Origin of the sequence: Paenibacillus alvei DSM 29, assembly GCF_000293805.1 — a bacterium.
In the GTDB taxonomy this organism is placed as follows: Bacteria; Bacillota; Bacilli; order Paenibacillales; family Paenibacillaceae; genus Paenibacillus_B; species Paenibacillus_B alvei.
Map to the genome: position 1 here is coordinate 149,141 of NZ_AMBZ01000001.1, position 23,777 is coordinate 172,917.

The following is a 23,777-nucleotide window of genomic DNA, read 5'->3' on the forward strand; positions in this document are numbered from 1 at the left end:
AGCGCAAGTTTGCGCTAAATCTTCTTGGGGGAGCAGCCGCGACGCTTATCTTGGCTATCGTTTTCTTTTTATAACTAGAAGTGTGCTTCTGAATCAAACGACTGATTTCGACCGTTACGTAACCGAAACGGTTCGCCAAGCAGCCTCCCCGACATTAACTTCTATCGTCACCTGGATTACCCATATAGGCTCCAGCCGTGTCGTTGTGCCATTGGCTGGCATACTCATTATACTCCTTGCCTTTGTGTTCAAGCGCAGATGGGATGCCATGAGCCTGCTGACTGCCTCGCTCGGAGGCGCTTTAGTCAATGAAGGACTGAAGCTCTGCTTCCGGCGGGCAAGACCAGACTGGGAGCATTGGGTTGTTGAGCATGGGTACAGCTTCCCAAGCGGACACTCCATGGTCAGTACCGCCTTTTTCGGCATGATTGGATATTTGATATGGGTGCATCTGAAAGAACAAGGAAAGCCTGCCGGATATGTTCTTGTGCTTACCGCTCTACTTATTATATGCATCGGGCTTAGCCGCATTTATCTAGGCGTTCATTATGTCACAGATGTGCTGGGCGGCTTCACGGCTGGTGCTATCTGGCTTCTATTCACGATCATGGCGATGCAATGGTTGAGGGATCGCAAATAAGGAATACGATAAGCGGCACCTCTGTTTCAAACTTCCCAAATATGTGTAATCCACTAGTAAGACAATGGACTACGCGTAAAGGAGAGGTTATCATGAGCCAAAATACAGAATGCAACAACGCACAAACAAATTGCAGTACATTCGTAAAGGGGCTTCTAATCGGGAGCGCTATAGGTGCTGCTGCCGCTCTGCTTCTAGCACCGAAATCTGGACGTGAGCTACGCGCGGATATTGGAGATAAGGCGCAGCAAGTAGGGGGTAAAACAAAAGAACTGGCAACAGATCTTGGATCCCGCACAGCCGAAACGGTAAAAAACGTCGGTTCAAAAGCAGGAGCCGTCGTGAGCAGCGTAAAAGAAGCATCCAAGGAATTCGCTGCAACAGTTAAGGAAGCAACAGCAGGCACTGCGGATCAATTGAAAGAAGCAACAGCAGATGTAGCTGAGGAAGTTGCAGAAGAACTGAAGAAGGAAGAATAGAAGGAAATCCTTCATTAAATGGAGTTCAAGAAATTGAATATCACACAAAATGAAGATGCTGTCTATACAGACAAGCATCTTCTTCTATTCTACGAAGCGTCATTCGCAGTCAATATTTTTTAAGCTTTTCCGTTGCACGACGCTGAATGCGAGATACGCTCATCTGAGAAATGCCAAGGCGATCCGCTGCGGTGCGTTGTGATAATCCTTCATTATAAATAAGTGCCAACACATTTTGTTCTTCCGGTTTGAGCTCTTTTATGGCTTCCATAAGATCCATCTTGCGTTCCACTGACTCGAAATCATCGGCCTCAGAGCGAATCAGCTCCCCTAATGTAGCAGCACTCTCATCCTGAGATAGAGGCGTATCTAGGGAGACATAATGATAGCATTCGCGTCCTGCCAACACCTCGACAGTTTCCTCGACGGACAATTCCAGCTTCTCCGAAATCTCATTTACATTCGGCGATCGTTCGAGCTTCATCGTCAGTTCGTCAATGGTTTGCTGAACGAGCGCGCCTTTTTCCTTAATGCGGCGTGGCACTTGGATATACCATGATTTGTCACGCAAAAAATTCTTCATATGGCCGATCATACTTTTCATTGCATAAGCTTCGAAAGGAACGCCTAATGAACTGTCAAACTGCTTCAATAAGCGTATTAATGCCATATTGCCAACTTGCATCAAGTCTTCATACAAATCTGGTCGGTTGCGCGATATCTTGCCAGCAGCCATTTTTACCATTGGATCATACTTCTGAATGAGGATAGTAGCGATCTCATTATCATTTGTTGCTTGGTATTCGTGGATAAGCCGGATTGCTTTATCGGATGAATGATGTTGAGGGGCAGCACTCATAGAAGTTCCCCGCTTTGTTGCAGCCGCTTCTTCATCTTTACTACGGTGCCATGACCATCGACACTTTTCACTTCGACCTCATCCATCAACGCCTGCATTAAATAGAATCCAAGTCCACCGGCCTGAATATCTTCGAGCTGCTTATCGTGCAAAGCCTCCAACCCATTGGTCTTGCTTGCTGCGTCAAAGCTCGCTCCCTCATCCTGCACGATGATCTCAATCTCATCCTCAGCAACCTCAAACAATACTTCAACGACTCCACCATGCGAATCATACGCATACAGCACCGCATTGTTACAAGCCTCCGAAATCGCTACCTTCATATCCTCAATATCTTCATAGGAAAATCCGATACGGCTTGCGATACCGTACAACGTTAATCGTGCCAACTCCACATATTCGGCCTGTGCCGGCAATGATAATTTAACGCGCTTCAGCTCTCTTGCGTGTTCCATAATTCTGATTCATTCCCTTTCATCGTTCATTTGTTTAGGCTTGCGGGGTCAGAAATTTCGAAATGCCAGTCATATCAAATAGTTTTTGGACATGTGTCGGTACATTCGTAATACGGAAAGCAGACTTCTGCTCATGACGCATCTTCAATATCGAGATCAAAATTCCAATCCCTGTACTATCTATATACGTCAATTCATTCAAATCTAATGTAAGCTCTGTCTTCGCATCGTTCACAATCGGTTCCATCGTGGAACGGAACTCCTTGGCTGCTGCCAAGTCCAAATCTCCACAAGGTTGAACAATTACTTGCCCCTCTTGCTGGATTGTCTTCACTGCAAACTTCTTTCCGCTCATAACTTTTTTCTCCTAACACAGGTAAACTAGTAAAGTGTACTTTAATTGGTAAATAACCTTCATTCACTGAATCGAAACAAATGGGAAAAGAATGTGGCAATTACTCGCCACATTCCTTAAGCCATACGTCAAATGTAAATAATGCTCCCTCCGGAACCGGAGTAGCACGAATATCTCCATTCATCAGTTGCACGAGCGACTTGCATATCGCAAGCCCCAATCCACTTCCGCCATATTTGCGGTTCATAGACGAATCCAGCTGTGCAAATGGCTGGAACAGCCCTTCCATTTTATCTACCGGAATACCGATGCCCGTATCTCGCACATCGAATTGAACGTGGAACTGCTTCCCTTGTTCAGTCTGCTTCGTGTCGATAATAGACACATGGATACCAATATTTCCGTTATTTGTAAATTTAACTGCATTCCCTACGAGATTAATGAGAATTTGTCTTACACGCAGCATATCTCCATACAATAATGCAGGCACATTCTCATCCATCGAATAGGATAAGGTCAAATCTCTTTTATTCGCCTCGACCATGAACAGCTCGTACACTTCTGTAATGAGCGAGTTCGTATCAAACGGGAATTCTTCCAGCTCCAGCTTCCCCGATTCCATCTTGGTGAAATCGAGAATATTGTTAATGGTGCGGATGAGCGTATCAGCGCTCTTACGGATCAGTTCCGCATAGTTCAATTGATCGCTGTTCAGCTCTGTATCGAGCAACAGATCAACCATGCCGAGCACTCCATTCATCGGCGTGCGAATCTCATGGCTCATCATCGCTAAAAATTGCGTTCTGGCCAGCGCAGCACGTTCTGCAGCTTCCTTGGCTGCGGCCAGCTCGCTATTCATCCGCTCCAGTTCTTTCGTCTTCTGATGAAGAAGCATTTTCTGCGCTTGCAGCCGTTTCTGTGCCTGAAATATGCCTACAAAGCTGTGAATCTTTGATTTCAAAATATGAGGAACGAACGGCTTCACCATATAATCAACCCCGCCGGCTGAATAACCAGCGAATAAATGCTCGGTTTCTTTATAATTAGCAGACACGAATATAATCGGGATATTTTTAGTCTTTTCTCGCGCCTTAATCCATTTTGCCGTCTCAATCCCATCCATGCCCGGCATTTGCACATCAAGCACAATAACGGCAAATTCTTCTTTCATCAAGTGGCGCAAAGCTTCCTCTCCAGAAGTAGCCTTGACCAAGCGATAGCTTTCCTCGGACAATACGGCTTCAAGCGCAAGTAAGTTCTCGTGCCTGTCATCAACGAGCAAAATATTGATTGGTTCCAAGGTGTTCACAATCGTGCCTCCTATCGTATTTTACGATAAATCTTCTCGTTACGATCAATCTCCTCGTATTGAGATTCTCTTCCTGTAAAATGCAAGGACTCCTTGCCTCCGACAATAAGCACACCTAGTGGCGCCAAGCTCTCATAGAAAAGATCATGAACCCGGTTGCGCAGCGGCTCATTAAAATAAATCATGACATTTCGGCATAAGATGACGTTAAATTCATTAAAGGAACGATCCGTTGCCAAGTTATGCTCCGCAAAAATGACATTTTTACGTAAGTACGGATGAATGACGACTCCCTCTCCAGAAGCCGTATAATATTCGGAGAAGGAGCTCGTTCCACCCGCATCCAAATAATTTTTCGTATACGTACGCATCTTGTCCATCGGGCAGACGCCTTCTTTGGCTTTCTGCAGCGATTGCGGATTCATATCGGTTGCATACAGCCTCGTCTTCTCATACAGCCCTTCCTCGTGCAGCAAAATCGCCATGGAGTAGACTTCCTCTCCAGTTGAGCAGCCTGCATGCCATATCCGAATATATGGATAAGTACGCAGCATAGGGACAACCTGAGTACGAAAGGCCAAGAACATCGACGGATCGCGGAACATCTCTGTAACGGGGATCGACAAGCTGCGGACAAACCGCTGCAAGCAATCTCGGTTATAGAGCACTCGGCTCTGCAGCTCCGATATTGTTGCCACATTCTCGGCATGTACCTGATGCCAGATGCGCCGTTTGAGCGAAGGATATGCATAGTCCCGGAAATCGTAGCCGTAAACTCGAAAAACACCTTCAAGCAGCAATTCTATTTCAATGCGTTCTCGGTCCGCATCCTGGGGTCTTCTTCTCTCATCATGTAAACCGAGTCCGTTTCCGTTCATGTCTCATCCTTGCTCCTTCATTCATCGTATCAACATTGATTCTCTGTTATTTATATAACCATACTCGCATCAATGAAAGCAGCTGCTCTGTTTGGAACGGCTTGCTTACATAATCAGACGCTCCTGCTTCAATGCACTTATTGCGATCTTCCTTCATAGCCTTTGCCGTCAGCGCAATGATCGGCAGCTTCTCAAACCGCGGCTGCTCGCGAATGCGCCGCATCGCTTCGTAGCCATCCATCTCCGGCATCATCATATCCATAAGAATAAGATCGAAATTCGTTTCCTTATCCAATGCTTCTAGCGCTTCACGACCATTTTCGGCGTACACGATGTTCATGTCATATTGTTCAAGCACACTGGATAGTGCAAATACATTGCGGACATCATCATCTACAAGCAGCACGCGCTTGCCTGACAGCAGCAAATCACTTGGCCCTCGGCTATCCTCTTCAGCGCCTGACTGAGATTCCTCCGAGCGCTTCAAAAGAATCATCGTTTCCTGCAGCAGACGTTCAGGAGATTTCACATCTTTTATAATGATACTCTGCGCCCGCTTCTTTAGCTCCGTCTCTTCCTTTGCGTCCAACAGCTTGCCTGTATAGACGATAATTGGAATGCGGCGTAGACGAGAATGATTGCTAATCTTGTCCATTAATTCGAATCCCGTCATGTCAGGAAGCAGCAGATCGAGAACCATACCGTCGAACTTTTCTTCCCCTAGTACCTTGAGTGCTTCGGTTCCCGTCGAAACAGCCGTAACTGCTACATCTGCTCCTTCGATCAAAGCAATCAAGGATTGGCGCTGCGGCCCGTCATCTTCGACGATGAGCAGCTTCCTCTGTCCAAACGGCCACCCATGTCCTTCCTCTTCTTCACCAGCAGCAACTTCTTTAAGCAACGTTTCTTCCCATTCTGTAAGTGCAATTGCCTCATTAGTCATAGATGTTAATGGCATATGCGGCTTGCCAAGCTTACTATTCTCCAGTTCTGCATGCTCATGCTCCTTCTCTCCAGATAGAGAGGCCTGAGCTTCAGCAATTGCCCTTTCATACAGGGCAACCGAGGAATTGACCGGAATAGAAGACGGCTCAATTGCCTTCATAGGAAGGAAGAATGTAAAGGTGCTTCCTTCATTCTCTCGGCTCACTAATTGCAGCTTGCCGCCAAGCAGCCTTGCCAGCTCGCGGCTGATAGACAGTCCGAGTCCTGCACCGCCATAGTTGCGGCTTGTTGTCCCATCCAGCTGCTGGAACGCTTCAAAGATCAATTCCTGCTTATTTCGCGGAATGCCAATTCCTGTATCTATCACATGTATAGCCAAATAAGATTCTTGACTTTCCTGAAGCGAAGAAGGAAGTTGATCCTGTTTCGCCTTCGTGATTTGCAGGGTGACAGAGCCTTTCGTTGTGAACTTGAACGCATTGCCAAGCAAATTGCGAACGACCTGCTTAACCCGATGTCCATCTGTGACAAGGGAATCTGGCAAATCGGGTTCCATTTCTACATGGAACTTTAAGCCTTTTTGTGCCGCAATCGTCTCAAAGCTGTCGCGCATAAAGGATGCCAGTTCACTCAAGTAGATCTTTTCAAAATTCAATTGCATCTTTCCTGCATCTATCTTGGACAAATCCAGAATTTCATCGATCATCTTCAGCAAATCAGAGCCAGACATATTAATGGTTCGCGCATATTCGACCTGCTTCTGTTCCAAGTTGCCTTCCTTATTTTCCGCTAGCAGTTGGGACAGTACGAGCAGACTGTTCAGTGGAGTGCGCAGCTCATGGGACATATTAGCCAAAAACTCCGATTTATACTTCGACGCCAAGGCCAATTGCAGCGTCTGGCGCTCCAATATCGTCCGTGCACCCTCAAGCTCTTCATTCTTCTCTTGAGTTGCCAACATCTGCTCTTCCAGCGCACGCGTCTTGGCGATCAGTTCGGTATTAAAATGCTCCAGCTCCTCCTGCTGACGCTGAAGCATTTCCTCTGAGCGCTTCAGGGCCTCGGTATGAGATTCCAAATGTTCATTCGAACGCTTCAATTCTTCTTGCTGTGTCAACAGCTCTTCAGACTGGGCCTGCAGTTCCTCAGTAAGCGCCTGTGATTCACGCAGCAATTCTTCTACACGCAGGCGTCCTGAGATGGTATGCACGATTACGCCAAGCTTCTGCGCGAGCTGCTCGAGCAGTTGATGCTGAACAGGAGACATCTTGGTCAGCGATGCCATCTCCAGCACAGCAATTACTCGTTGTTCGAATGTAATTGGGAACAAGATCAGCTCAATCGGCTGAGATTGGCATACGCCTGATTCAATGCGAATGGAGCAATCCTTCATGTCGCTTATTATGATTGGCTTCTCATCGGCCACGCATTGCCCAAGCAAGCCTTGGCCAACAACCATTTTGTTCTGGGCCTTCAGCTCTTCTGTCGCCGCATACGTGCCGAACAATTCAAACTCATCCGGATGGTTTGCATCATTTCGAATGTACAAAGCTCCATACTGCGCACCAAGAGTAGGCACAAACTCACTGATGAACATCTGCCCTACTTGATTCAGAGTGGCAGCTCCGTTGAGCAACTCCGTAACGCGCGCAGCGTTGCCGTCAATCCATGCTTGCTCCTCTTGTACCTTGCGATATAATTCTTCATTCTTCTTGCGCGCTTCCAAATCTTCAGCCATGCGCTTGAATACTTGAATGACTTCCCCGATCTCGTCGTTCGTATGCGGTTCAAGCTTGCGTACAATACGAAGCCGGCCACGCGCTAGGCTGCGCATCATGATCGACATTGTGTTCAAGTTGCGTGTAACGCTAGGAATAACCCACATCATAATTGCAAATGAAAGAACAAGACCAGTAGCCATAATTCCTGCAGTCCAAGTAATCGATTGGTCATAATGCTTTCTCGCATCCAGCACTTGATTGTCAATGCTCATTTCATGATAATTCGCGAGGTCATTCATACTGTTCAGCAAATTTTGTTGATAGTCCAAGCCTTCGCTGTTGCGCAGCTTGTTGGCTTCCTCATAATTATTCTTATCAGCTAATCCCACTGTCTTCTGAACGTAATTATCGTACTTCACCCAATCGCGCTTCGCTTGATCGATAAGCCTTTGCTCTTGAGCCGTCGAATAGTCTTCTGTAAGCTCTTGAAATGCGGTAATGATGTTCTCATGATACATCTTCCCCTTTTTCATTAGCTCATGACCGCTGTTCACACCAACTGTCGGGTTTAGCATTTCTGTTACTAGCTCACGCGAAATGTTATTCATATTGTCACGGATCATAAAGGACAATTCTACTTTGCGGAAGCTTTTCGAATAGATTTCATCCAGATCCTGCTGCAAGCTGCTCATGCGATCATAAGACACCCAGCCAAGTCCGGATATGATAAGCATGAACAGAACGAAGCCAGCAATCAATTTCGTGCGTAACTTCACTGTCTGCTCCTCCTTCTATATCAATGAACGTCCACCCAAATCAGACACTTGTCATCTTCGCTGTCCTCTTCAGATCCATGGGCAAACAACTCATCCCACGCGCTTCTATCCAGCGTCTCCTCTTGACGGAGAATATTGGCGATGCGCTCCATCGCTTCCTCCACGCTGCCCCCTGCTGACTCCATCAGACCATCGGTATACATCGCAATTCGAGCACGCGAATGGCATTGTACCTCTTTGGTTTCTACCTCTAGATCCGGGAACATGCCTACCGGATATCCGGTAGATTCCAAAGATACAAGTTTACCGTCCTCCATCAATACAACGCCTGGCGGATGCCCTGCATTCGCATACTGAATGCAGCCCTTGTCCGTATCTACAACAACGTATAATGCAGTCATATAATAGAGCATTAAATTCCCGTTCATATGAAGCTGATGAAACTTCGTATTCAACCTCTTCAATACAAGATCCGGCTGTTCAATCTGCATTACGGCATCCCGAAGGACAGATGCAATGAACATGCAAAGCAGGGCAGAGGATACTCCATGCCCCATGACATCGATAATAATAATTCCGTATCTTCCCTTCCCTAATGGGAACCAGGCATATAGATCTCCGGCAAGCTCCTCAGAAGGCTGATACAGTGCATTGATCGCAATATGCTCATCCTGATAAGGCTCTGTCAGTACAGAGTTCTGCACCTTCGCTGCTAAGCTTAACTCATCGCGAATATGGCGATCCCGCTCCTTATGCCAATCCTTCTCCCGCTTCAGTCGAAGCGCCAGCCGAATGCGAGCCAACAACTCTACCCGGTTGATCGGCTTCGTTACATAATCAACTGCACCCGCATCCAGCGCTTCAGCGAGCATATTAGAATCCCCAATCGCTGTTACGATAATGATCGGAATATCTCGAAGCTCGGAGTATTGCTGGATCGTGCGACAGGCTTCCAAGCCATCAATCTCCGGCATCATCATATCCAATAAAATAAGATCAATATCGGGTACATACATCGGTCCAAGCGGTCCATCCATTCCAAGCACTTCGTACATTTCATGGGCTGACGAAGCCGTCTGCACTCCGTCATAGCCGGCTTTACGAAGGATTTCCCGAATGAGCATGACATTCGTCGGATTGTCATCAACGACGAGAACGTTCATCATACTCTCCTCCCCTCATCGATTATGATATAGTTCGTTTCTATTCGACATAGTCCCCCATAATTCCCAACTACCACTATACCGGAAAAAGCCAAATAAGATCATCTTTTTTGTTACTTGCTTGTGAAAAAAAGTGAAAGCCGGCTAACTATACTGTTAACCGGCTTGGCTGCGCTAACCGCGCTGTCTCCATAATTGCCACAGCTTCGTTCCGATATCAATCCATTCCTTCCAATCCTGCTGATGGGCAGCTGATGCATGAGCTTGACCCTGTCCCTGTGGCAGTTGTTCCCGCAAATGATTATCCTCAATTGTACAAGGTACCTCCTGCGTTGCTGCAGCAACCTCTGGCTGCCTCTGCGGCGCTGCCGGAGCTGGCGCTGATACAGATGTTGCCCGGTTCATCTTAGGTTCCCGTTTGTCTATATCTGGCTTGCGTTCAAATCGGCCTGCTGCTCGGCGTACTCCCTTAACTAATCCGACCGAAACTTGCTTCGCAGCGATTGAGATTTCGTTCAATGCTTCACCTGCATGTTGAACGGAATCCATAACCGGCTCCATTTTCTTCAATTGCTCAGATAGATCCTGAGAGAGCTCATTTGCATTTTTGGCGACACCCTGCAAGTCTCCGCTCAATAAGCTCACGGTTTGCTGCACTTGTTCAAGCGTATCTGCAGCCCGCTCTAGGGAGCGCTTAGCTGACAACAACGTTTGAATCAAATAGAACACCAGCACTGCGAACGCTATTGCAGCAAGTAATGCACTAATCTCCAATATCATAGGTGAATACCGCCTTTCTCCGTGTTCCCAAGCATAACACATTTTCCGCATAGCAATTATGAATTAATACCCTGAAGAAGGGGCTTTGAAACAGAATTAGCCAATTGTTTGGTAATCCTAAGCTGTGGTTAATCAACATGCAAACACGAAAATTAGGCATCTGAAGTCATTATTTCGAAATCAAAATAAATCACAATGAAGGAGGAACACCTTATGCTTAAATGGTCAGCCGTATTTTTGCTTATTGCTATCATCGCAGGTGTGTTTGGTTTTTTTGGTATCGTCACAGCGGCGGCTTCTATAGCCAAAGCGCTGTTCTTTGTATTCCTTGTTCTCTTCGTTATCTCTCTAGTGACAGGAAAGCGTACATCCTAACTGTTATATACGTTACATGCAACCAACTGAAAAGAAAGAAAAAAGGCTCGTCTGCATGACGGGCCTTTTTGGCTGCAATTCATTTGAGTATGGCATTTTCTAAGACCCATCCTCGGTTGGATGTTTATTTCCGCGCATGAAAGATTCTTTATCCCACTGTCCAAGCCAGCGCGAAGACAACACCCCTGCGAGCATTGAACCATTCACATTTAATGCCGTGCGCCCCATATCAATGAGCGGCTCTACAGAAATGAGCAGTCCCGCCAGACCGACGGGCAGGTTCATCGAGGACAACACAATAAGCGCTGCAAATGTAGCACCTCCGCCAACGCCAGCTACACCAAAGGAACTGATTGCAACAACAGCAATGAGCTGAAGAATGAATCCCGCGCTTAACGGGTTAATCCCTACGGTAGGTGCAATCATAACGGCAAGCATGGCGGGGTAAATGCCGGCACATCCATTCTGGCCCATTGAAGCGCCAAACGAGGCGCTAAAATTTGCAAAGCTCTCCGGTACCCCCAGCTTATCCCGCTGCGTGTCCACATTGATCGGGATCGAACCAGCGCTTGTGCGCGATGTAAATGCGAAAACTAACGCAGGCGTTGCCATCTTCAAATAACGGGCAGGCGAGATGCCCGACAATCCAAGCAGCATAAGATGAATCAGGAACATGACAATGAGCGCGACATAGGAGGCTATCACGAACCGACCTAGCTTCCATATCTCCGCTGGTGCTGTCGTAGACACGACGCGGATCATAAGTGCCAGCACCCCATAGGGCGTCAATCTCAATACCAAAGTCACCATCCGCATGACGACGGCATGAAGCGCATCAATAATGGAGGTGAACATGCGCCCATGCTCTGGCTTTTTCCTCGCAACACCTAAGGCCGCAATACCGACAAAAGCGGAGAAAATGACAACTGCAATCGTAGACGTTCTTCTTGCCTCCGTCATATCAAGGAAGGGATTCGTTGGTATAAATTCCAGTACCTGCTGCGGAATGGTCATGTCGCGCACTTCACCGACCTTCTCATTCAAATCCCGTCCGCGTTCGGTCTCTTGCTGCCCTGCCTCCATGTTCACGGCCGACAAGTCAAAAGCCAGCGCAGATCCGATGCCCACAGCAGCTGCCACAGCAGTTGTCGCAATGAGAATGCTAATAATCACTACACTCATCTTGCCTACACCGGTCTTCGTCGTCACATGCAAAATCGCGGATATGATCGATACGATAATAAGTGGAATGACGACCATATGCAGCAGACTCACATAGCCGCCACCCACAATGTAGATCCAATCATTGAGCACGTGCACGGTGTCATGCTCAACCCCGTATAGCTGCTGAAGTAGCGCTCCATACACAATGCCTATACCGAGTCCGGCAAATACCCGCTTTGTAAAGGATACATGTTTCTTCTGCATCCTATAAAGCAAGTAAAGAAGTCCGATTATTACAACAGCATGAACCATCAACCACCAACCGTTACTCACGGCCATTTCACTCCTTGGTCGCAGGAGGCGCGGACATTCTGATGTCCATGATTCCATCCAGCATCATGTGATGCTTTTATTACTCCCCAACTTCTGAGATTTCATCCAGATTGAGGTTCACTTGCTGGCAAATGTGCAGAAAATGCAGTAAATCTTCATCCGGTATCCCTTCAAAGTAGCGGGCGAATACAAACTCACGCTGTATTTCCACTGCCTTGACCTTCTGCCGCCCTGCTTCCGTAAGCTCCAAATAATTGATGCGGCGGTCAAGTTTATCGCGATTGCGTGCAACATAATCCATTTGAGTAAGTTTATCGGTAATGCCCGTTACTGCGCCAGGTGTCAAACGAAGCTCCTTTGCAACATCGGTTACTTTCATCGAGCCATTCCGGAATAGTAAGTCCAGTACGGCAAATTGAGTCATATTTACATTCAAATTCTGCAGCTCCAAATGCCGCTCCCATTGCGTGCGCATCCCACGCAGCATTGAGCGGAAGTTCATCTGAAGTTGGAGCAGCTGTTCACGATTAGGCAAACCGTCACATCCTCTTCTATCATCCGTATTCTTCAAGGTACAAGTCCTTGACGCGTACGTCACTTATATACTCCTGTCCAGCAAGACCCGTAAACTCATTACTGCGTACGAAAAACGTACGGAGCAAAGTTACAGCTTCAATCCGAAGCGAAGCTTCCACCCATCTTCTAGGAATTTCACTTCCTTGACCTTGACCCATTCAGGGAGCTGTGATGATAACGAGAATTCCATCGGTTTTAGCGAGAACCACGAGAGCGGAAGTGAAATGTTCTTCACGCGGGCATCAACGGGCACTGCACGAATGGATTGACCGCTGTCGCTCCATTCCAATTCATATTTAATCTTTACTTCAGCCTGCACATGGGAGATGGGCTCCATTTGAATGGTCGCTTCCATTTCTCGATTTGCAAGCCTTGTCTTCATCCCAGTAATGTTCCACTTTTCCTTCAACGAACGATAAGGCTCAGTTTCCTGCATATGCTGAGAGCCCCATCCATTAATTTCTTCCTCGCTAATTTGTATCGTAAGTGAACGATTGTGTACCATTTGCTCCAAACGATCAGCCAAGGACACTTCAACTTGAGGAGGCCAGCCTATCGCAGTAGAAGGCTGAATGTAAAAATACGCCGCTCCAGCAAGCAAAATAAACAATATGATGACCGTTAACAATCCACGGCGCAGCCACTTCCACAATGTCTTCACCCTCATCATCCTTTCCAAATTATTGTTTCACTACCATGTAAACGGGTTACATACTGAACAAGGCAGGGAACATTCCTCATATCACTCCTATAATTCGACCTTCATGACCTCATCACGAAATTATACACCTAAGAAAAGGCTATACCATGCTGACTTATTCAGCAAGCCCAGCAATTGGAATGTTTATCTTAGTAGTAAACCATACCATTGTATAACCATGAGAGAGGAGAATTCAATAATGAAGAAATTAGTGGCAGTGATGGCTTTGTCTTTGGCGTTCAGTACGGTTGCTGCAACAGGCGCATTTGCTGAGCAAGCAGCGAATACAACTGGTGCCGTGACGAAAGAAACTGTATTCGTAGACCTGGAACAAAACACTACGCTCTATGATTCAGTTGGCGGCAAAAAAGTAGGACTCCTAGGCCCCCAAGTGATTTATGTGGAGGCAGCATCGAAGGATGAAAACAATATTACCTGGTACCGGGTATTTACATGGATAGGCACAGTGTGGATGAAGGATCCGAATGCTTACAACAAGCTTACACTAAGCTCCAATACACCGATATATAACAGTCCAAACGGCAAACAAGTCGGCAATCTTAGCGCACAAATCGCCCCAATCATCAATGAGCAAATCGATAATTCCGGATTGATTTGGTATCAGATTAATAGTTATAAAGGAAAAACATGGGTAAGGAATCCAGAGCAAAGCCAGCTTGTGAAGCTGACCAAAGCGACAGCAATATACCAATCCCTTAACGGCAAAAAGGCAGGCGAATTAAAACCTCAGACGGTCACTGTACATGCAGTTAAATATGATAAAAAAGGACAGCGATGGGCCAACATTCCGACCTGGAAGGGCAATATGTGGATGAAATGGTAATACCCTTTTCAAGTGAAAAGGATTGATTTACAGGTATTGACATAAATAATTGCCGTGCATATAATAGTCATAGCAACTAATATTGATAACGAAGAGGCATAACCATTGTATAGGATCCATACACGTCGGTTATGCCTCTCTTATCACTAAATAGTTGCTACGACCAATATCGTCAAAGCAATCTTTTTTTGAAAGGAGGTGTGTTGGTATCCCCCCCACTAACACTGGAATCTTTCAAGTCCCGTACCGTGCATTAACGATTGGCATCATACTTATTTTAACAACCGTCGCCTTCGAAGGCCTCGCCATTACGACAATTGCTCCCGCACTTGCACAAAGCCTGGAAGGCATCCATTTATACGGTTGGATATTCAGCACATTTTTATTGTTTCAAATTATCGGCTCAATGGTTGTAGGACAACAAATTGACAAACATGGTTTAATTGCATCCATACTAATTTCGTTCTCTATCTTTGTAGCTGGCATCGTTATTGCCGCACTTTCCTTTCATATGTATATGCTTATAGCAGGAAGGGCCCTGCAAGGGTTCGGCGCCGGTGCGCTTGTCACTTGTGTGTACTACATTGTAACTGTCCGTTATCCTGACTCATTGCGCACCGCCATATTGGCTGCCTTTTCTGCCGCCTATGTGCTTCCCGCACTAATTGGACCCTACATTGCAGGCCTAATTGCCGTTTATGTATCGTGGCGATTCGTGTTTTGGCTTGTGCTCCCCTTTATTGCGATCGCACTTATCATGACGCTGCCTTCCTTCCGGAGCATAACGAAGTCAGGTAGCTCTCGTGCACAAGATAGACACAAGGAAGCGTATGCCGTATTGCTCGCTGTCGGAACAGGGCTTCTACTGACAGGATTAGGCCGAATCGACGATTGGTTGGGCATTGCACTTACTGTAATTGGATTAGTCGTCATGGTATTACCGCTCCAAAAGTTGCTCCCGCATGGAACGTTTACTGTAGAACGCGGCTTACCTGCAATTATCGTATCAAGAGCCCTGTATATTTCCTGTTATTTCGCGACTGAAAGCTATGTGGTTCTCGGACTGACAAAGGTAAAAGGCATATCTGAAGAGAATGCAGGGCTACTCGTAGCGGCAGGAGCATTGAGCTGGTCAACCGCTGCATGGCTGCAAGCAAGACTGGACAGGCGCGACCAAGGCACTGGCCGAAAAAGGAGAATCACGCTCGGTTTATGTATTATGATCGTGGGAATTGGGCTCGTCATTACATCCATGCTGTTACCAGGCAGCAACATCGCGATGACACTGTTGTCGCAAATCATTACCGGTTTCGGTGTTGGGCTGGCTACTCCAACGATCGGTGCCATAGCCCTGCAGCAGGCAGAAGAAGGCAAGGAAGGCGAAGTGTCGGCCACGCTCCAATTCGTTGATTCATTCAGCATAGCCGTAAACATTGGCATTTGTGGGGCAATTGTAGCCTTAAGCGAAAGTTTTCACTGGGGAATTTACGCAGGTGTCATGATTGCATTATCTTTGCAGATTTGCTTTGTCTTATTGAGTCTGATTGCCTCTTCCCGCATTGCGAAGAAGTCAGTCCGCATTGCGAAGAAGTCAGTCCGCATCGCTCAGTCATCAATCACGCCTTAAGGCTTGTTATTTGGATTTTATCGGAACCTCATTTGAAATAAAACCGAAAGGTCGGCTCTGTGCCCAAAACTTGCTACTCCTGTGCTATGCTGACCTTTTCCAACCTGTACGCAATAGAGAAATGACATGAGGAAACAATCTTATTCATATTCATTATCGGAGGTGGACGATTTGGCACGAGCATTAGTTGTTATTACCCCTGCTGAGGGGCATGTTAACCCATCATTAGGCTTGGTGCAGCAGCTTGTGAAACAAGGCGAGGAAGTCACTTATGTATGTACGGAAGAATACCGCGAGCGGATTGAGGCAACAGGTGCGAAAGTGTTGACTTATACGTATGACATGGGATCCTTTGCCGAGGATCCTGTATTGAAGCCTATTATTTACAAACATCCTTATCAATTTATCCAGTTCATCCTGCGCGGCATGATCAAGCCGATCATCCCAGAGGTTCTTGCACTGACTGAGCAGGACACATATGACTATTTGATTTACGATTATTTATTGGGCTGGGGCGGGCAAATGATTGCCGAACGGCTTGGCATTCCAGCAGTATGCTCCATCACTTCATTCGTATTCACGAAACCACTTGGCTCGGAACAAAAAATGACCGCGCAGGAGGAGCAAGAGATGCAGGCGATTTATGATTCCTCGATGGAAATCGCCAAGCAATTAGCTGACCGTTATCAATTGTCTGTCCCTGAAATTTCAGATATCTTTAAGGCTTATGGGGAGCTAAAGGTCGTGCATCTCAGCCGTGATTTGCAGCCGGACGCAGAGCAACTGGATGACAGCTATGTGTTCACTGGCTCATCCATCGTACCTCGCATGGATGCACCAACTTTTAAAGCCCTATATTACAATGTTCCGCTCGTTATGATTCCATTAACATCCGATCAGCCTATGGTCGCTCAGCAAGTTCAGAAGCGAGGCGCTGGTGTTATCGTCGATCATCAAAGTCTTACGCCGGAAGTGCTGCGAAATGCGCTATTGGAAGTATTAAATCACCCTATCTACAAGGAGAATGCCCGCTCCATCGGCAAATCTCTGCGCGAAGCAGGAGGGTATGAACGTGCCGCCGAGATGGTTATGAAGGTTGTCGGCAAAACGGCTTCACAGCCCCTGTCGACACAGAAGTAACCCGATTTGCATTGCAGCCGACCACCAACCAGCTTCATTGACACGTTATTTGTCCTTACCTATAATGGTCATAACAACTATAGGGGTTGTTCAAAGCAAGCGCTTTGAGCAATATAATAACGATGTGAATGAACCTGGGGGTCCACATTTGGAATTAGAAAAGTATATCGGAGTCATTGTTCATCGGGCGGATCTGAAGCTTAATAATTATTATCAGAAGGTCGTAAACCCTTTCGACATCACCGTAGACCAATGGGAAATCCTAGTGGTGTTGTGGGAGCAGGAAGGAATTACACAGAAGGAACTTGCAGAGCGACTTCATAAAGACCAGACGAATGTAGCCCGCATGCTGTTCAAGCTAGAAAAGAAGGGCTTCATTTATCGGGTAACGCATGAATCGGATCGACGATCACTTCGTGTATTCTTAACCGTCAAAGGCCGAGAGATCAAAGAGGAAATACTAGCCCCATCAATCGAGGCTTATCGGAAAACAATCGAAGGATTGACGGAGGAAGAAGTAGAAACATTCCGCAGAATCTTAGCCGTCATGCACGACAATGTGAAGGATTTATAAGAAAGAGGCCGTCCCTATGTGGCGGCCTCTTTGTCATGAATCTTCCAAAACAGACGACGGACACAGGTACAACCATCCCACCTGTTCTGCCATCTGTTACAATTCCGGTGAACGATCAAATATGCGGCGTACCTGAAATACTAGCCAAATGACCGTGAATACGATCATAATATCAAAGCTCACATTGAACAAAAACAAATGCTTGCCCAAATCCGCTTCTCCATCGCCGACTAGCGGCACCGCGACAGAAATGATAGCAACCAACGCTACAATGATCGTAACATCAAGTACATGCCGCTTATATTTATTGCGGATATATTCCTTTAATATAACGCCAAAGTAAAGTAAAAAGAAGATAAAGAAGAAGATGAAGTTCTTAGGAATCAAATTCTTTTTGCCCTCACTCCAAGTGCTGTAGGTGTACGCTATTGCACCGCGAGGCTGACCCAGTTCCTTCTCATAGCTCCCTAAGTAATAAGGACGAATGAATGTTGCCTGTGCAGATGCAGCCTCAAGCTTGTCGATGATTCGACTAGGATGGCGCAAATAGTAACCGACAATGTCCATATGTCCAAGCCTAGAGTATACATGCTCCGTCAGTTCAGGCGCATCCTGCTTAATCGGCACATCGGTCTGAAAATAATTTGTTCCAGCAAGTACGGCATATTTCTGAGGGATGCCCAGCGCATCCAAGTCCTCTGAGACGTGAGGAGAATCTTTTAAAATGCCGAAAAATATCGTCTGGTACAAATTAATCTGCTTCAATTCCTTCGGTGCGAAAACATAGATGAGCCCCGTCGTCGCGATCATGAAGGCGACCCCACCGGCAATTACCCGTTTCCAAGATCGGTCTGACCGCTTTCTATACAATCGAAGCCCGTACAAAGCGAATACCAATCCTACCGGTGCATTCTGAATTTTGGAAGCCGCCAGTATAAACGCACAAACAAACAACAGTACGAGCCAGGTAATCGAAGGTTGCTGCTGCCTTGCTAGAATGACGGAAATTGCTGTGGATAGCAGTAAAAACAGGAGTGAGACTGATTCTCCGAAAAAAGAATGAAAATAGGCAACATAGCCAATATCGAAAAAGACGAGCAGTACACACAGTGCTGCAGTTATCTGCAGCCACCGCTTGCCAGCGCATGCGTAACGAATAATGACGAATAATGTACTTAGCAGCAGCAACGAATATACGATGCCCATTGCCTGCATCGGGAAATAAGATGAATTCAGCACTCTCCCAAGCAGACCTGCAATGAAGACAAACAGCACTTGCGAGGAGGCATAATTGATCGCAAATGGACCATACTCATATTTGGAATGGCTATATCCGAAATATTTGTCATCATAAGTAAATGTATCGGGCAGAGGCGATATTCCCCCACTGCGTACAATCCGGTCAAAGTCCCCGTTATCCGCGACTCCGATATATGGCGATGTAAACAGGATGCTGATTAAAATGATAGCTCCAATGAATACGGATCCCCAAGCTACCCAATCTTTTCGTCTCATGCAAAAATCACTCTCCTCATAAGAAAAACGGCACTTCCCCAAAGAGGAAGTGCATCATCCCATTATTGGCGTTCTGCTCTACGGTAATTGTCATAGTCTTCTCTGAGGTGTTCATCATTCGCTTGCCTCGAACGGGCAGTATTGTCTGATACAGATGATGATGCAGCGAAGGTAATTAGACGATGAAGAACGAACGAAGTCACTGTATATGCTCCCGCTTCACCTAGCACAATCAGCGATTGCTGCCATGACAGCGGCAATGAACCAAATAATGACGTAACCAACGCTGAAAATGCAGGATGGAGCAGCACGTATGCTGCTGCATAGCACAAAAGGGAAATCACAAGGAAGCGTATGAAGCTGCGCAACTGCGCCCCCTCATACTGAAACGTAAAGCGCCGATTCAGGATGTAACTGCACAGCACCCCAATGGTATTCCCGACAAATGTCGCTTCGAAGTGAGCCCATCCTGCTAGATGCATCAATGCGTAGATTAATCCCAAACCGATGCACGTATTGATCACGCCTACAATGGCGTAACGGCTGAACAGTCCAAGCCAGCCTGCTTGCTTCTGGCTCAATGGGACCACCCCTGTGCATCTGATTTGGCGCCTGGCCAAGACGGCTTGACTTCGTCTTTCGACACGTTTTTGTCCGACAATACAGTCTCCACAATATATGGCGGTCTGCGTTTTACTTCATTATATATCTTCCCAATATATTCACCGATAACGCCCAACGCCAGCAATTGAATGCTGCCGATGAACCAGACCGAGAACATCAACGAAGCCCAGCCAGATACGGTATGACCCGTCAGTTTCGACACAAGTGTGTATCCTCCTGCAGCAATACTCGCTCCTAAGCTGATGAAACCGAGTGTCGTAACTAGCCGCATCGGCTTAATGCTGAACGACGTAATGCCATCCCAGGCAAATGACAGCATCTTGCGAAGCGGGTATTTGGATTCGCCGGCAACGCGCTCCATGCGGTCATAGGACACCGTGGTGGAACGAAATCCAATCAAGGGAACTATCCCCCGCAAGAACAAGTTCACTTCCTGGAATTCACCTAAATGCTCAACCGCACGTCGGCTCATCAATCGATAGTCCGCATGGTTATAGACCAAAGGAATCCCCATCTTACGCATCAGCTTATAGAAAGATTCAGCACTCCAGCGCTTGAACCAGGTGTCTGTCGCTCGGCTGTTGCGAACGCCATACACCACTTCATAGCCTTCATGGAACTTGAGAACAAACTCTCGAATCGCCCCTGTATCATCTTGAAGATCAGCATCAAGCGACACGATGCAGTCTGCATGCTCCTTCGCATACATCAACCCAGCAAGCAGCGCCTTTTGATGACCTGCATTGCGAGCAAGCTTCAATCCGCAGATGGCAGGATGAGCGGCGCGAGCCTTCTCGATCTGCTGCCACGTGCCGTCGCGGCTTCCGTCATCAACAAGCACAATTCGACTGTCGGCGGATACCAGCTTGTCCCGTTCAAGTCCTTCAAGCAGCTCTACCAGCACCGGTGTCGTAATCGGCAAGGCCTCCTCCTCGTTATAGCAAGGAATGACCATATAAAGAATTGGTAATGTCATCAAAATGCTCCTTTAATAATGAAAATGCGACATGTTTCCACAACACAGATGATTTCCATTATATCCTATTACATGCAAATATGCATAACCAAAAATAACAATTCGGCTCATCTATTATACCGAAAGACAAAAACGCCTGCTGTTCACTCATGGCGAATAACAAGCGTAAATGGATGGAAATCATGAAAAAGAAGTCACTATACCTCAATATAAAGCTGTAAAATCAGCTTTTTCTGTCTATTGCTTCAAAAACCGCTTCGTGAAATTGTTGGCGAAGCTCTACTACACTCTTCTCTCGGCCAAAGTGTACACGGTTTGTCAACAAGACAATGCTTGTATCCCATTCGGGATCAATCCATATACTTGTACCTGTGAAACCCGTATGACCAAAGCCGCGTAACGACCAGCCCTTCCCTGCAAAATCAGCAATATCGCCGCGCAGCACCCAGCCAAGCCCCCGCTTCGCACCCGGAATGGCAGTTGTCTGACAGCCAAGTGCATCTTGCATGATGCTGTCTGACAGCAATTGTGCCCCGTATCTATGCTCCGCTCTTCTTAGCCAGAGACTCGCATAGCGTGCAAGGTCACGCGCTGTGGTGAACAACCCCGCATTTCCCGCGATTCCGCCTAATGCAGCCGCGTTCTCATCGTGAACCCGTCCCCAGCAATACGCCCCCAGCCTCGCATCATATTCGGTTGCTGCAATCCGCAACCGCTTCTCTTGCGGCGGATTATAGCAGCTATCTGTCATGCCGAGCGGCTTTAACAGCATTTGTTCCACTGCATGAGCGAGCGACTGGCCGCATACATGCTCAATGATTCGCCCAAGGACAATATAACCGAGACAGCTGTATTGACACCCTTCACCCGGTCGATACTCCAATTTCATTCGATTAAGTGCTTGCGCGATTTTATCTTGTGACCACCCCTGTGAATACAAGTCTCGATGTGCAGGGAGTCCTGACGTGTGCGCAAGCAAATGGCGAATTGTAATCATTTCCTTTCCATAGTCATGGAATTCAGGGATATGTGAAGCTACAAGATCATCCAACCTAAGATCCCCAGATTCTACCAACATCAGTGTTAGCGGAAGCGTAGCTACGACCTTCGTCAAGGATGCGCAATCGTATAAAGTATCGATCGTAACGGGGAGCATATCGGTATCTGTCACAATTGCATTTCCACTGGCATACTCGAACGAACGGCCACCACACCGAATATGCACTACTGCTCCAGGAATAAGTTCGTTCGTAATCGCATTATCAATAAGAGCGAACGCGTTATGCAATCGTATACTGTCCATCTCGACATGCTTCTCCAACATCGTCCAATTCCCTCCACATTACAGTGATGAATCAAAGATCATAGAGTGCAAACGAAAAGCATGTATCTAGAAATAAGCCTCCGCTTCCATTTGAGTTGACAGCCATCATGATTGCATTTTACGGCATGGCCAGCTTGCCCATAACCGTCGGCCGTGCGGCTCCCGTAACACGAGGCAAATTATTCGGCAGCCCATGTATAAAATCATTTGCTAACAAAGCAAATGCGATTGCTTCTTTCGCATCTCCAGGCAAGCCCATTTCATCGGATGCCACAACCATCTGCTCTGGCAGCTCCTCTGCCAGCCACCGCATCAGCGTAGCATTTCGCGCTCCCCCTCCGCTTACAATGACATCGCGGACGGAATGATGAGGGAATACGAACTGTCGATATGCATCTGCGATCGTGCGTACTGTCAAAGCGGTGAACGTAGCTACAATGTCCTCTGCTTCTAGCCCACGCGCTCTCCCTTTTTCCAGCCATTCCAGAGCATAGTCCTCGCCGAACATTTCACGTCCAGTCGTTTTCATAGGAGGTTGATCATAGTAAGGATGAGTAAACAGTTCATCCAGCAGTTCATGGTTCAATTGGCCGCGTGATGCCCATTCTCCATTGCGATCATAGGTCAGAGCACCGCCGGACAATTGATAAATCGCTTGATCTATTAACATATTGCCTGGGCCTGTATCAAAAGCAGACACCGAGTCCCGATCTCCACCAGCCGGAAGAATCGTACAATTGCCTATGCCGCCAATGTTCTGTGCAATTCTGCCCACCTTCGAATCCCGCAGCAATAAATAGTCCGCGTAAGGAGTTAATGGTGCTCCTTGTCCGCCAATCGCCATATCCGCCGGTCGATAATCTCCGATGACGGGAATTCCCGTATGCTTGGCAATGACCGATATATCCCCAATTTGCAAAGTAGAAGGAACTGCACAGCGATCTGCCAAATCCACCACAGGCTGGTGCCATATCGTCTGGCCATGGGAGCTGATAAAATCGATATCCTCCATAGCAACTCCAGCACTGCTTGCCGCCTCCTGTGCCGCCAATGCGAACACTTCTCCCATATATGCATTCATGATGCATATTCCTTCTGTGCTCGTTCCTCCTCTTGTACACAGTTTCTTCAGCCGCTCTCGAAGTTCATCGTCATATTCCTTGCAATGGAAAGCAAGCATATTCGCCTTAGACGATAGGCCAGCTCCCTCAATATGAACGATTGCCGCATCTACTCCATCTAGCGATGTACCTGACATTAGGCCGATGATAATATGCTCCGATTTCACAGCTAATGATCGTGTGCGCAATATGTTTCCTCCTTAGAACCTTTGTGATATCTATCTTTCATGCCTTTCATGTAAACGCATTCAAATACAGCAAGGATGCAGGTATCTTTCTTACGACAGTATGTCCTTCTCACATTCTATTTTTTATTATACCCTTCTGAAATATTATTTCAATTTATGATATAATTAAATAATTATTATTTTCTATTTGATAGCTTAAAAGGAAAATGGAAGCTTATTTTAAAGAATGATGGCAGCACGACTTTTACTTCCTTTCATTTTCAAATTACGCGAACTGGCCCTCGTAACAAAATTGACACATTGTATTTCTTTATCTGACAGATTATAATCTATCCA

The 23,777-nt window shown here is 46.7% G+C and carries 23 protein-coding genes; 7 read left to right on the forward strand and 16 right to left on the reverse strand.

Annotation, left to right across the window (positions count from 1 at the left end; genetic code table 11):
* Positions 1-82 precede the first annotated feature (82 nt).
* Positions 83-640, forward strand: a complete 558-nt coding sequence (locus tag PAV_RS00860; RefSeq protein ID WP_005542811.1) for a phosphatase PAP2 family protein — start codon at positions 83-85, stop codon at positions 638-640.
* 92 nt (positions 641-732) lie between these two features.
* A complete protein-coding gene (locus PAV_RS00865; protein ID WP_005542812.1) occupies positions 733-1,119 on the forward strand; it encodes a YtxH domain-containing protein in 387 nt (128 codons plus the stop codon).
* A 109-nt stretch (positions 1,120-1,228) separates the two neighbouring features.
* Here PAV_RS00865 and PAV_RS00870 read toward each other — a convergent pair whose 3' ends face one another.
* From PAV_RS00870 to PAV_RS00905, 8 genes are all read right to left on the reverse strand, one after another.
* Complete coding sequence (locus PAV_RS00870) at positions 1,229-1,978, reverse strand: sigma-70 family RNA polymerase sigma factor (RefSeq protein ID WP_005542813.1); 750 nt, start codon at positions 1,976-1,978, stop codon at positions 1,229-1,231.
* The gene (gene rsbW / locus PAV_RS00875) at positions 1,975-2,433 is read right to left on the reverse strand and encodes an anti-sigma B factor RsbW (RefSeq protein ID WP_005542814.1); all 459 of its coding nucleotides are present in this window, start codon (positions 2,431-2,433) and stop codon (positions 1,975-1,977) included. The genes PAV_RS00870 and rsbW overlap by 4 nt, the downstream gene beginning before the upstream one ends.
* Positions 2,434-2,467: 34 nt before the next feature.
* Positions 2,468-2,788: an STAS domain-containing protein gene (locus tag PAV_RS00880; protein WP_005542815.1), complete on the reverse strand. Its 321-nt coding sequence runs from the start codon at positions 2,786-2,788 to the stop codon at positions 2,468-2,470.
* A gap of 100 nt (positions 2,789-2,888) precedes the next feature.
* Entirely contained in the window at positions 2,889-4,097 is a 1,209-nt protein-coding gene (locus PAV_RS00885) for an ATP-binding protein (RefSeq protein ID WP_005542816.1), read from the reverse strand.
* Positions 4,098-4,108: 11 nt separating this feature from the next.
* Complete coding sequence (locus PAV_RS00890) at positions 4,109-4,975, reverse strand: CheR family methyltransferase (protein WP_005542818.1); 867 nt, start codon at positions 4,973-4,975, stop codon at positions 4,109-4,111.
* A 46-nt stretch (positions 4,976-5,021) separates the two neighbouring features.
* On the reverse strand, positions 5,022-8,417 hold the full coding sequence (locus PAV_RS00895) for a response regulator (RefSeq protein WP_005542819.1): 3,396 nt from the start codon (positions 8,415-8,417) through the stop codon (positions 5,022-5,024).
* A 20-nt stretch (positions 8,418-8,437) separates the two neighbouring features.
* Positions 8,438-9,580 (reverse strand): SpoIIE family protein phosphatase, encoded by a 1,143-nt coding sequence (locus PAV_RS00900; RefSeq protein WP_005542820.1) that lies wholly within the window; start codon positions 9,578-9,580, stop codon positions 8,438-8,440.
* A gap of 174 nt (positions 9,581-9,754) precedes the next feature.
* The gene (locus PAV_RS00905; RefSeq protein ID WP_005542821.1) at positions 9,755-10,360 is read right to left on the reverse strand and encodes a DUF948 domain-containing protein; all 606 of its coding nucleotides are present in this window, start codon (positions 10,358-10,360) and stop codon (positions 9,755-9,757) included.
* A 213-nt stretch (positions 10,361-10,573) separates the two neighbouring features.
* Between PAV_RS00905 and PAV_RS33045 the strand changes: the two genes are divergently transcribed.
* Complete coding sequence (locus PAV_RS33045) at positions 10,574-10,735, forward strand: DUF1328 domain-containing protein (protein ID WP_005542822.1); 162 nt, start codon at positions 10,574-10,576, stop codon at positions 10,733-10,735.
* A 99-nt stretch (positions 10,736-10,834) separates the two neighbouring features.
* Here PAV_RS33045 and PAV_RS00915 read toward each other — a convergent pair whose 3' ends face one another.
* The 3 genes from PAV_RS00915 to PAV_RS00925 all read right to left on the reverse strand — a co-directional run bounded on the left by PAV_RS00915 (position 10,835) and on the right by PAV_RS00925 (position 13,469).
* Positions 10,835-12,211: an L-cystine transporter gene (locus tag PAV_RS00915; RefSeq protein WP_238555751.1), complete on the reverse strand. Its 1,377-nt coding sequence runs from the start codon at positions 12,209-12,211 to the stop codon at positions 10,835-10,837.
* Positions 12,212-12,311: 100 nt separating this feature from the next.
* A complete protein-coding gene (locus PAV_RS00920) occupies positions 12,312-12,767 on the reverse strand; it encodes a MarR family winged helix-turn-helix transcriptional regulator (RefSeq protein WP_157266531.1) in 456 nt (151 codons plus the stop codon).
* Between the two features lie 129 nt (positions 12,768-12,896).
* Positions 12,897-13,469 carry a hypothetical protein gene (locus PAV_RS00925; protein ID WP_040734831.1) on the reverse strand — a complete coding sequence of 191 codons (573 nt, stop codon included), beginning with the start codon at positions 13,467-13,469 and terminating at the stop codon, positions 12,897-12,899.
* 238 nt (positions 13,470-13,707) lie between these two features.
* Between PAV_RS00925 and PAV_RS00930 the strand changes: the two genes are divergently transcribed.
* The 4 genes from PAV_RS00930 to PAV_RS00945 all read left to right on the forward strand — a co-directional run bounded on the left by PAV_RS00930 (position 13,708) and on the right by PAV_RS00945 (position 17,693).
* Positions 13,708-14,352 (forward strand): hypothetical protein, encoded by a 645-nt coding sequence (locus PAV_RS00930; RefSeq protein WP_005542827.1) that lies wholly within the window; start codon positions 13,708-13,710, stop codon positions 14,350-14,352.
* Between the two features lie 208 nt (positions 14,353-14,560).
* On the forward strand, positions 14,561-15,979 hold the full coding sequence (locus tag PAV_RS00935) for an MFS transporter (RefSeq protein ID WP_040735097.1): 1,419 nt from the start codon (positions 14,561-14,563) through the stop codon (positions 15,977-15,979).
* Between the two features lie 171 nt (positions 15,980-16,150).
* The gene (locus tag PAV_RS00940; RefSeq protein WP_005542829.1) at positions 16,151-17,119 is read left to right on the forward strand and encodes a nucleotide disphospho-sugar-binding domain-containing protein; all 969 of its coding nucleotides are present in this window, start codon (positions 16,151-16,153) and stop codon (positions 17,117-17,119) included.
* Positions 17,120-17,267: 148 nt separating this feature from the next.
* Positions 17,268-17,693, forward strand: coding sequence for a MarR family winged helix-turn-helix transcriptional regulator (locus tag PAV_RS00945; RefSeq protein WP_040734834.1), 426 nt, complete (start codon positions 17,268-17,270; stop codon positions 17,691-17,693).
* Between the two features lie 96 nt (positions 17,694-17,789).
* Here PAV_RS00945 and wsfD read toward each other — a convergent pair whose 3' ends face one another.
* From wsfD to PAV_RS00970, 5 genes are all read right to left on the reverse strand, one after another.
* Positions 17,790-19,208, reverse strand: coding sequence for a glycan biosynthesis hexose transferase WsfD (gene wsfD / locus PAV_RS00950; protein ID WP_005542832.1), 1,419 nt, complete (start codon positions 19,206-19,208; stop codon positions 17,790-17,792).
* A 62-nt stretch (positions 19,209-19,270) separates the two neighbouring features.
* Entirely contained in the window at positions 19,271-19,789 is a 519-nt protein-coding gene (locus PAV_RS00955) for a GtrA family protein (protein WP_005542833.1), read from the reverse strand.
* Positions 19,786-20,808 carry a glycosyltransferase family 2 protein gene (locus PAV_RS00960; RefSeq protein WP_005542834.1) on the reverse strand — a complete coding sequence of 341 codons (1,023 nt, stop codon included), beginning with the start codon at positions 20,806-20,808 and terminating at the stop codon, positions 19,786-19,788. Before PAV_RS00960 ends, PAV_RS00955 begins: the two co-directional genes overlap by 4 nt.
* A gap of 223 nt (positions 20,809-21,031) precedes the next feature.
* Positions 21,032-22,132 (reverse strand): serine hydrolase domain-containing protein, encoded by a 1,101-nt coding sequence (locus PAV_RS00965; protein WP_005542836.1) that lies wholly within the window; start codon positions 22,130-22,132, stop codon positions 21,032-21,034.
* A 118-nt stretch (positions 22,133-22,250) separates the two neighbouring features.
* The gene (locus tag PAV_RS00970) at positions 22,251-23,441 is read right to left on the reverse strand and encodes an anhydro-N-acetylmuramic acid kinase (RefSeq protein WP_005542838.1); all 1,191 of its coding nucleotides are present in this window, start codon (positions 23,439-23,441) and stop codon (positions 22,251-22,253) included.
* Positions 23,442-23,777 lie beyond the last annotated feature (336 nt).

What these genes read in the sequence shown, in the direction of transcription:
- PAV_RS00865 (WP_005542812.1), top strand. Translation starts at nt 733, where the DNA reads ATGAGCCAAAATACAGAATGCAACAACGCACAAACAAATTGCAGTACA.
- PAV_RS00870 (WP_005542813.1), bottom strand. Translation starts at nt 1,978, where the DNA reads ATGAGTGCTGCCCCTCAACATCATTCATCCGATAAAGCAATCCGGCTT.
- rsbW (WP_005542814.1), bottom strand. Translation starts at nt 2,433, where the DNA reads ATGGAACACGCAAGAGAGCTGAAGCGCGTTAAATTATCATTGCCGGCA.
- PAV_RS00880 (WP_005542815.1), bottom strand. Translation starts at nt 2,788, where the DNA reads ATGAGCGGAAAGAAGTTTGCAGTGAAGACAATCCAGCAAGAGGGGCAA.
- PAV_RS00890 (WP_005542818.1), bottom strand. Translation starts at nt 4,975, where the DNA reads ATGAACGGAAACGGACTCGGTTTACATGATGAGAGAAGAAGACCCCAG.
- PAV_RS00900 (WP_005542820.1), bottom strand. Translation starts at nt 9,580, where the DNA reads ATGAACGTTCTCGTCGTTGATGACAATCCGACGAATGTCATGCTCATT.
- PAV_RS00905 (WP_005542821.1), bottom strand. Translation starts at nt 10,360, where the DNA reads ATGATATTGGAGATTAGTGCATTACTTGCTGCAATAGCGTTCGCAGTG.
- PAV_RS33045 (WP_005542822.1), top strand. Translation starts at nt 10,574, where the DNA reads ATGCTTAAATGGTCAGCCGTATTTTTGCTTATTGCTATCATCGCAGGT.
- PAV_RS00915 (WP_238555751.1), bottom strand. Translation starts at nt 12,211, where the DNA reads ATGGTTCATGCTGTTGTAATAATCGGACTTCTTTACTTGCTTTATAGG.
- PAV_RS00930 (WP_005542827.1), top strand. Translation starts at nt 13,708, where the DNA reads ATGAAGAAATTAGTGGCAGTGATGGCTTTGTCTTTGGCGTTCAGTACG.
- wsfD (WP_005542832.1), bottom strand. Translation starts at nt 19,208, where the DNA reads ATGAGACGAAAAGATTGGGTAGCTTGGGGATCCGTATTCATTGGAGCT.
- PAV_RS00960 (WP_005542834.1), bottom strand. Translation starts at nt 20,808, where the DNA reads ATGACATTACCAATTCTTTATATGGTCATTCCTTGCTATAACGAGGAG.
- PAV_RS00965 (WP_005542836.1), bottom strand. Translation starts at nt 22,132, where the DNA reads ATGTTGGAGAAGCATGTCGAGATGGACAGTATACGATTGCATAACGCG.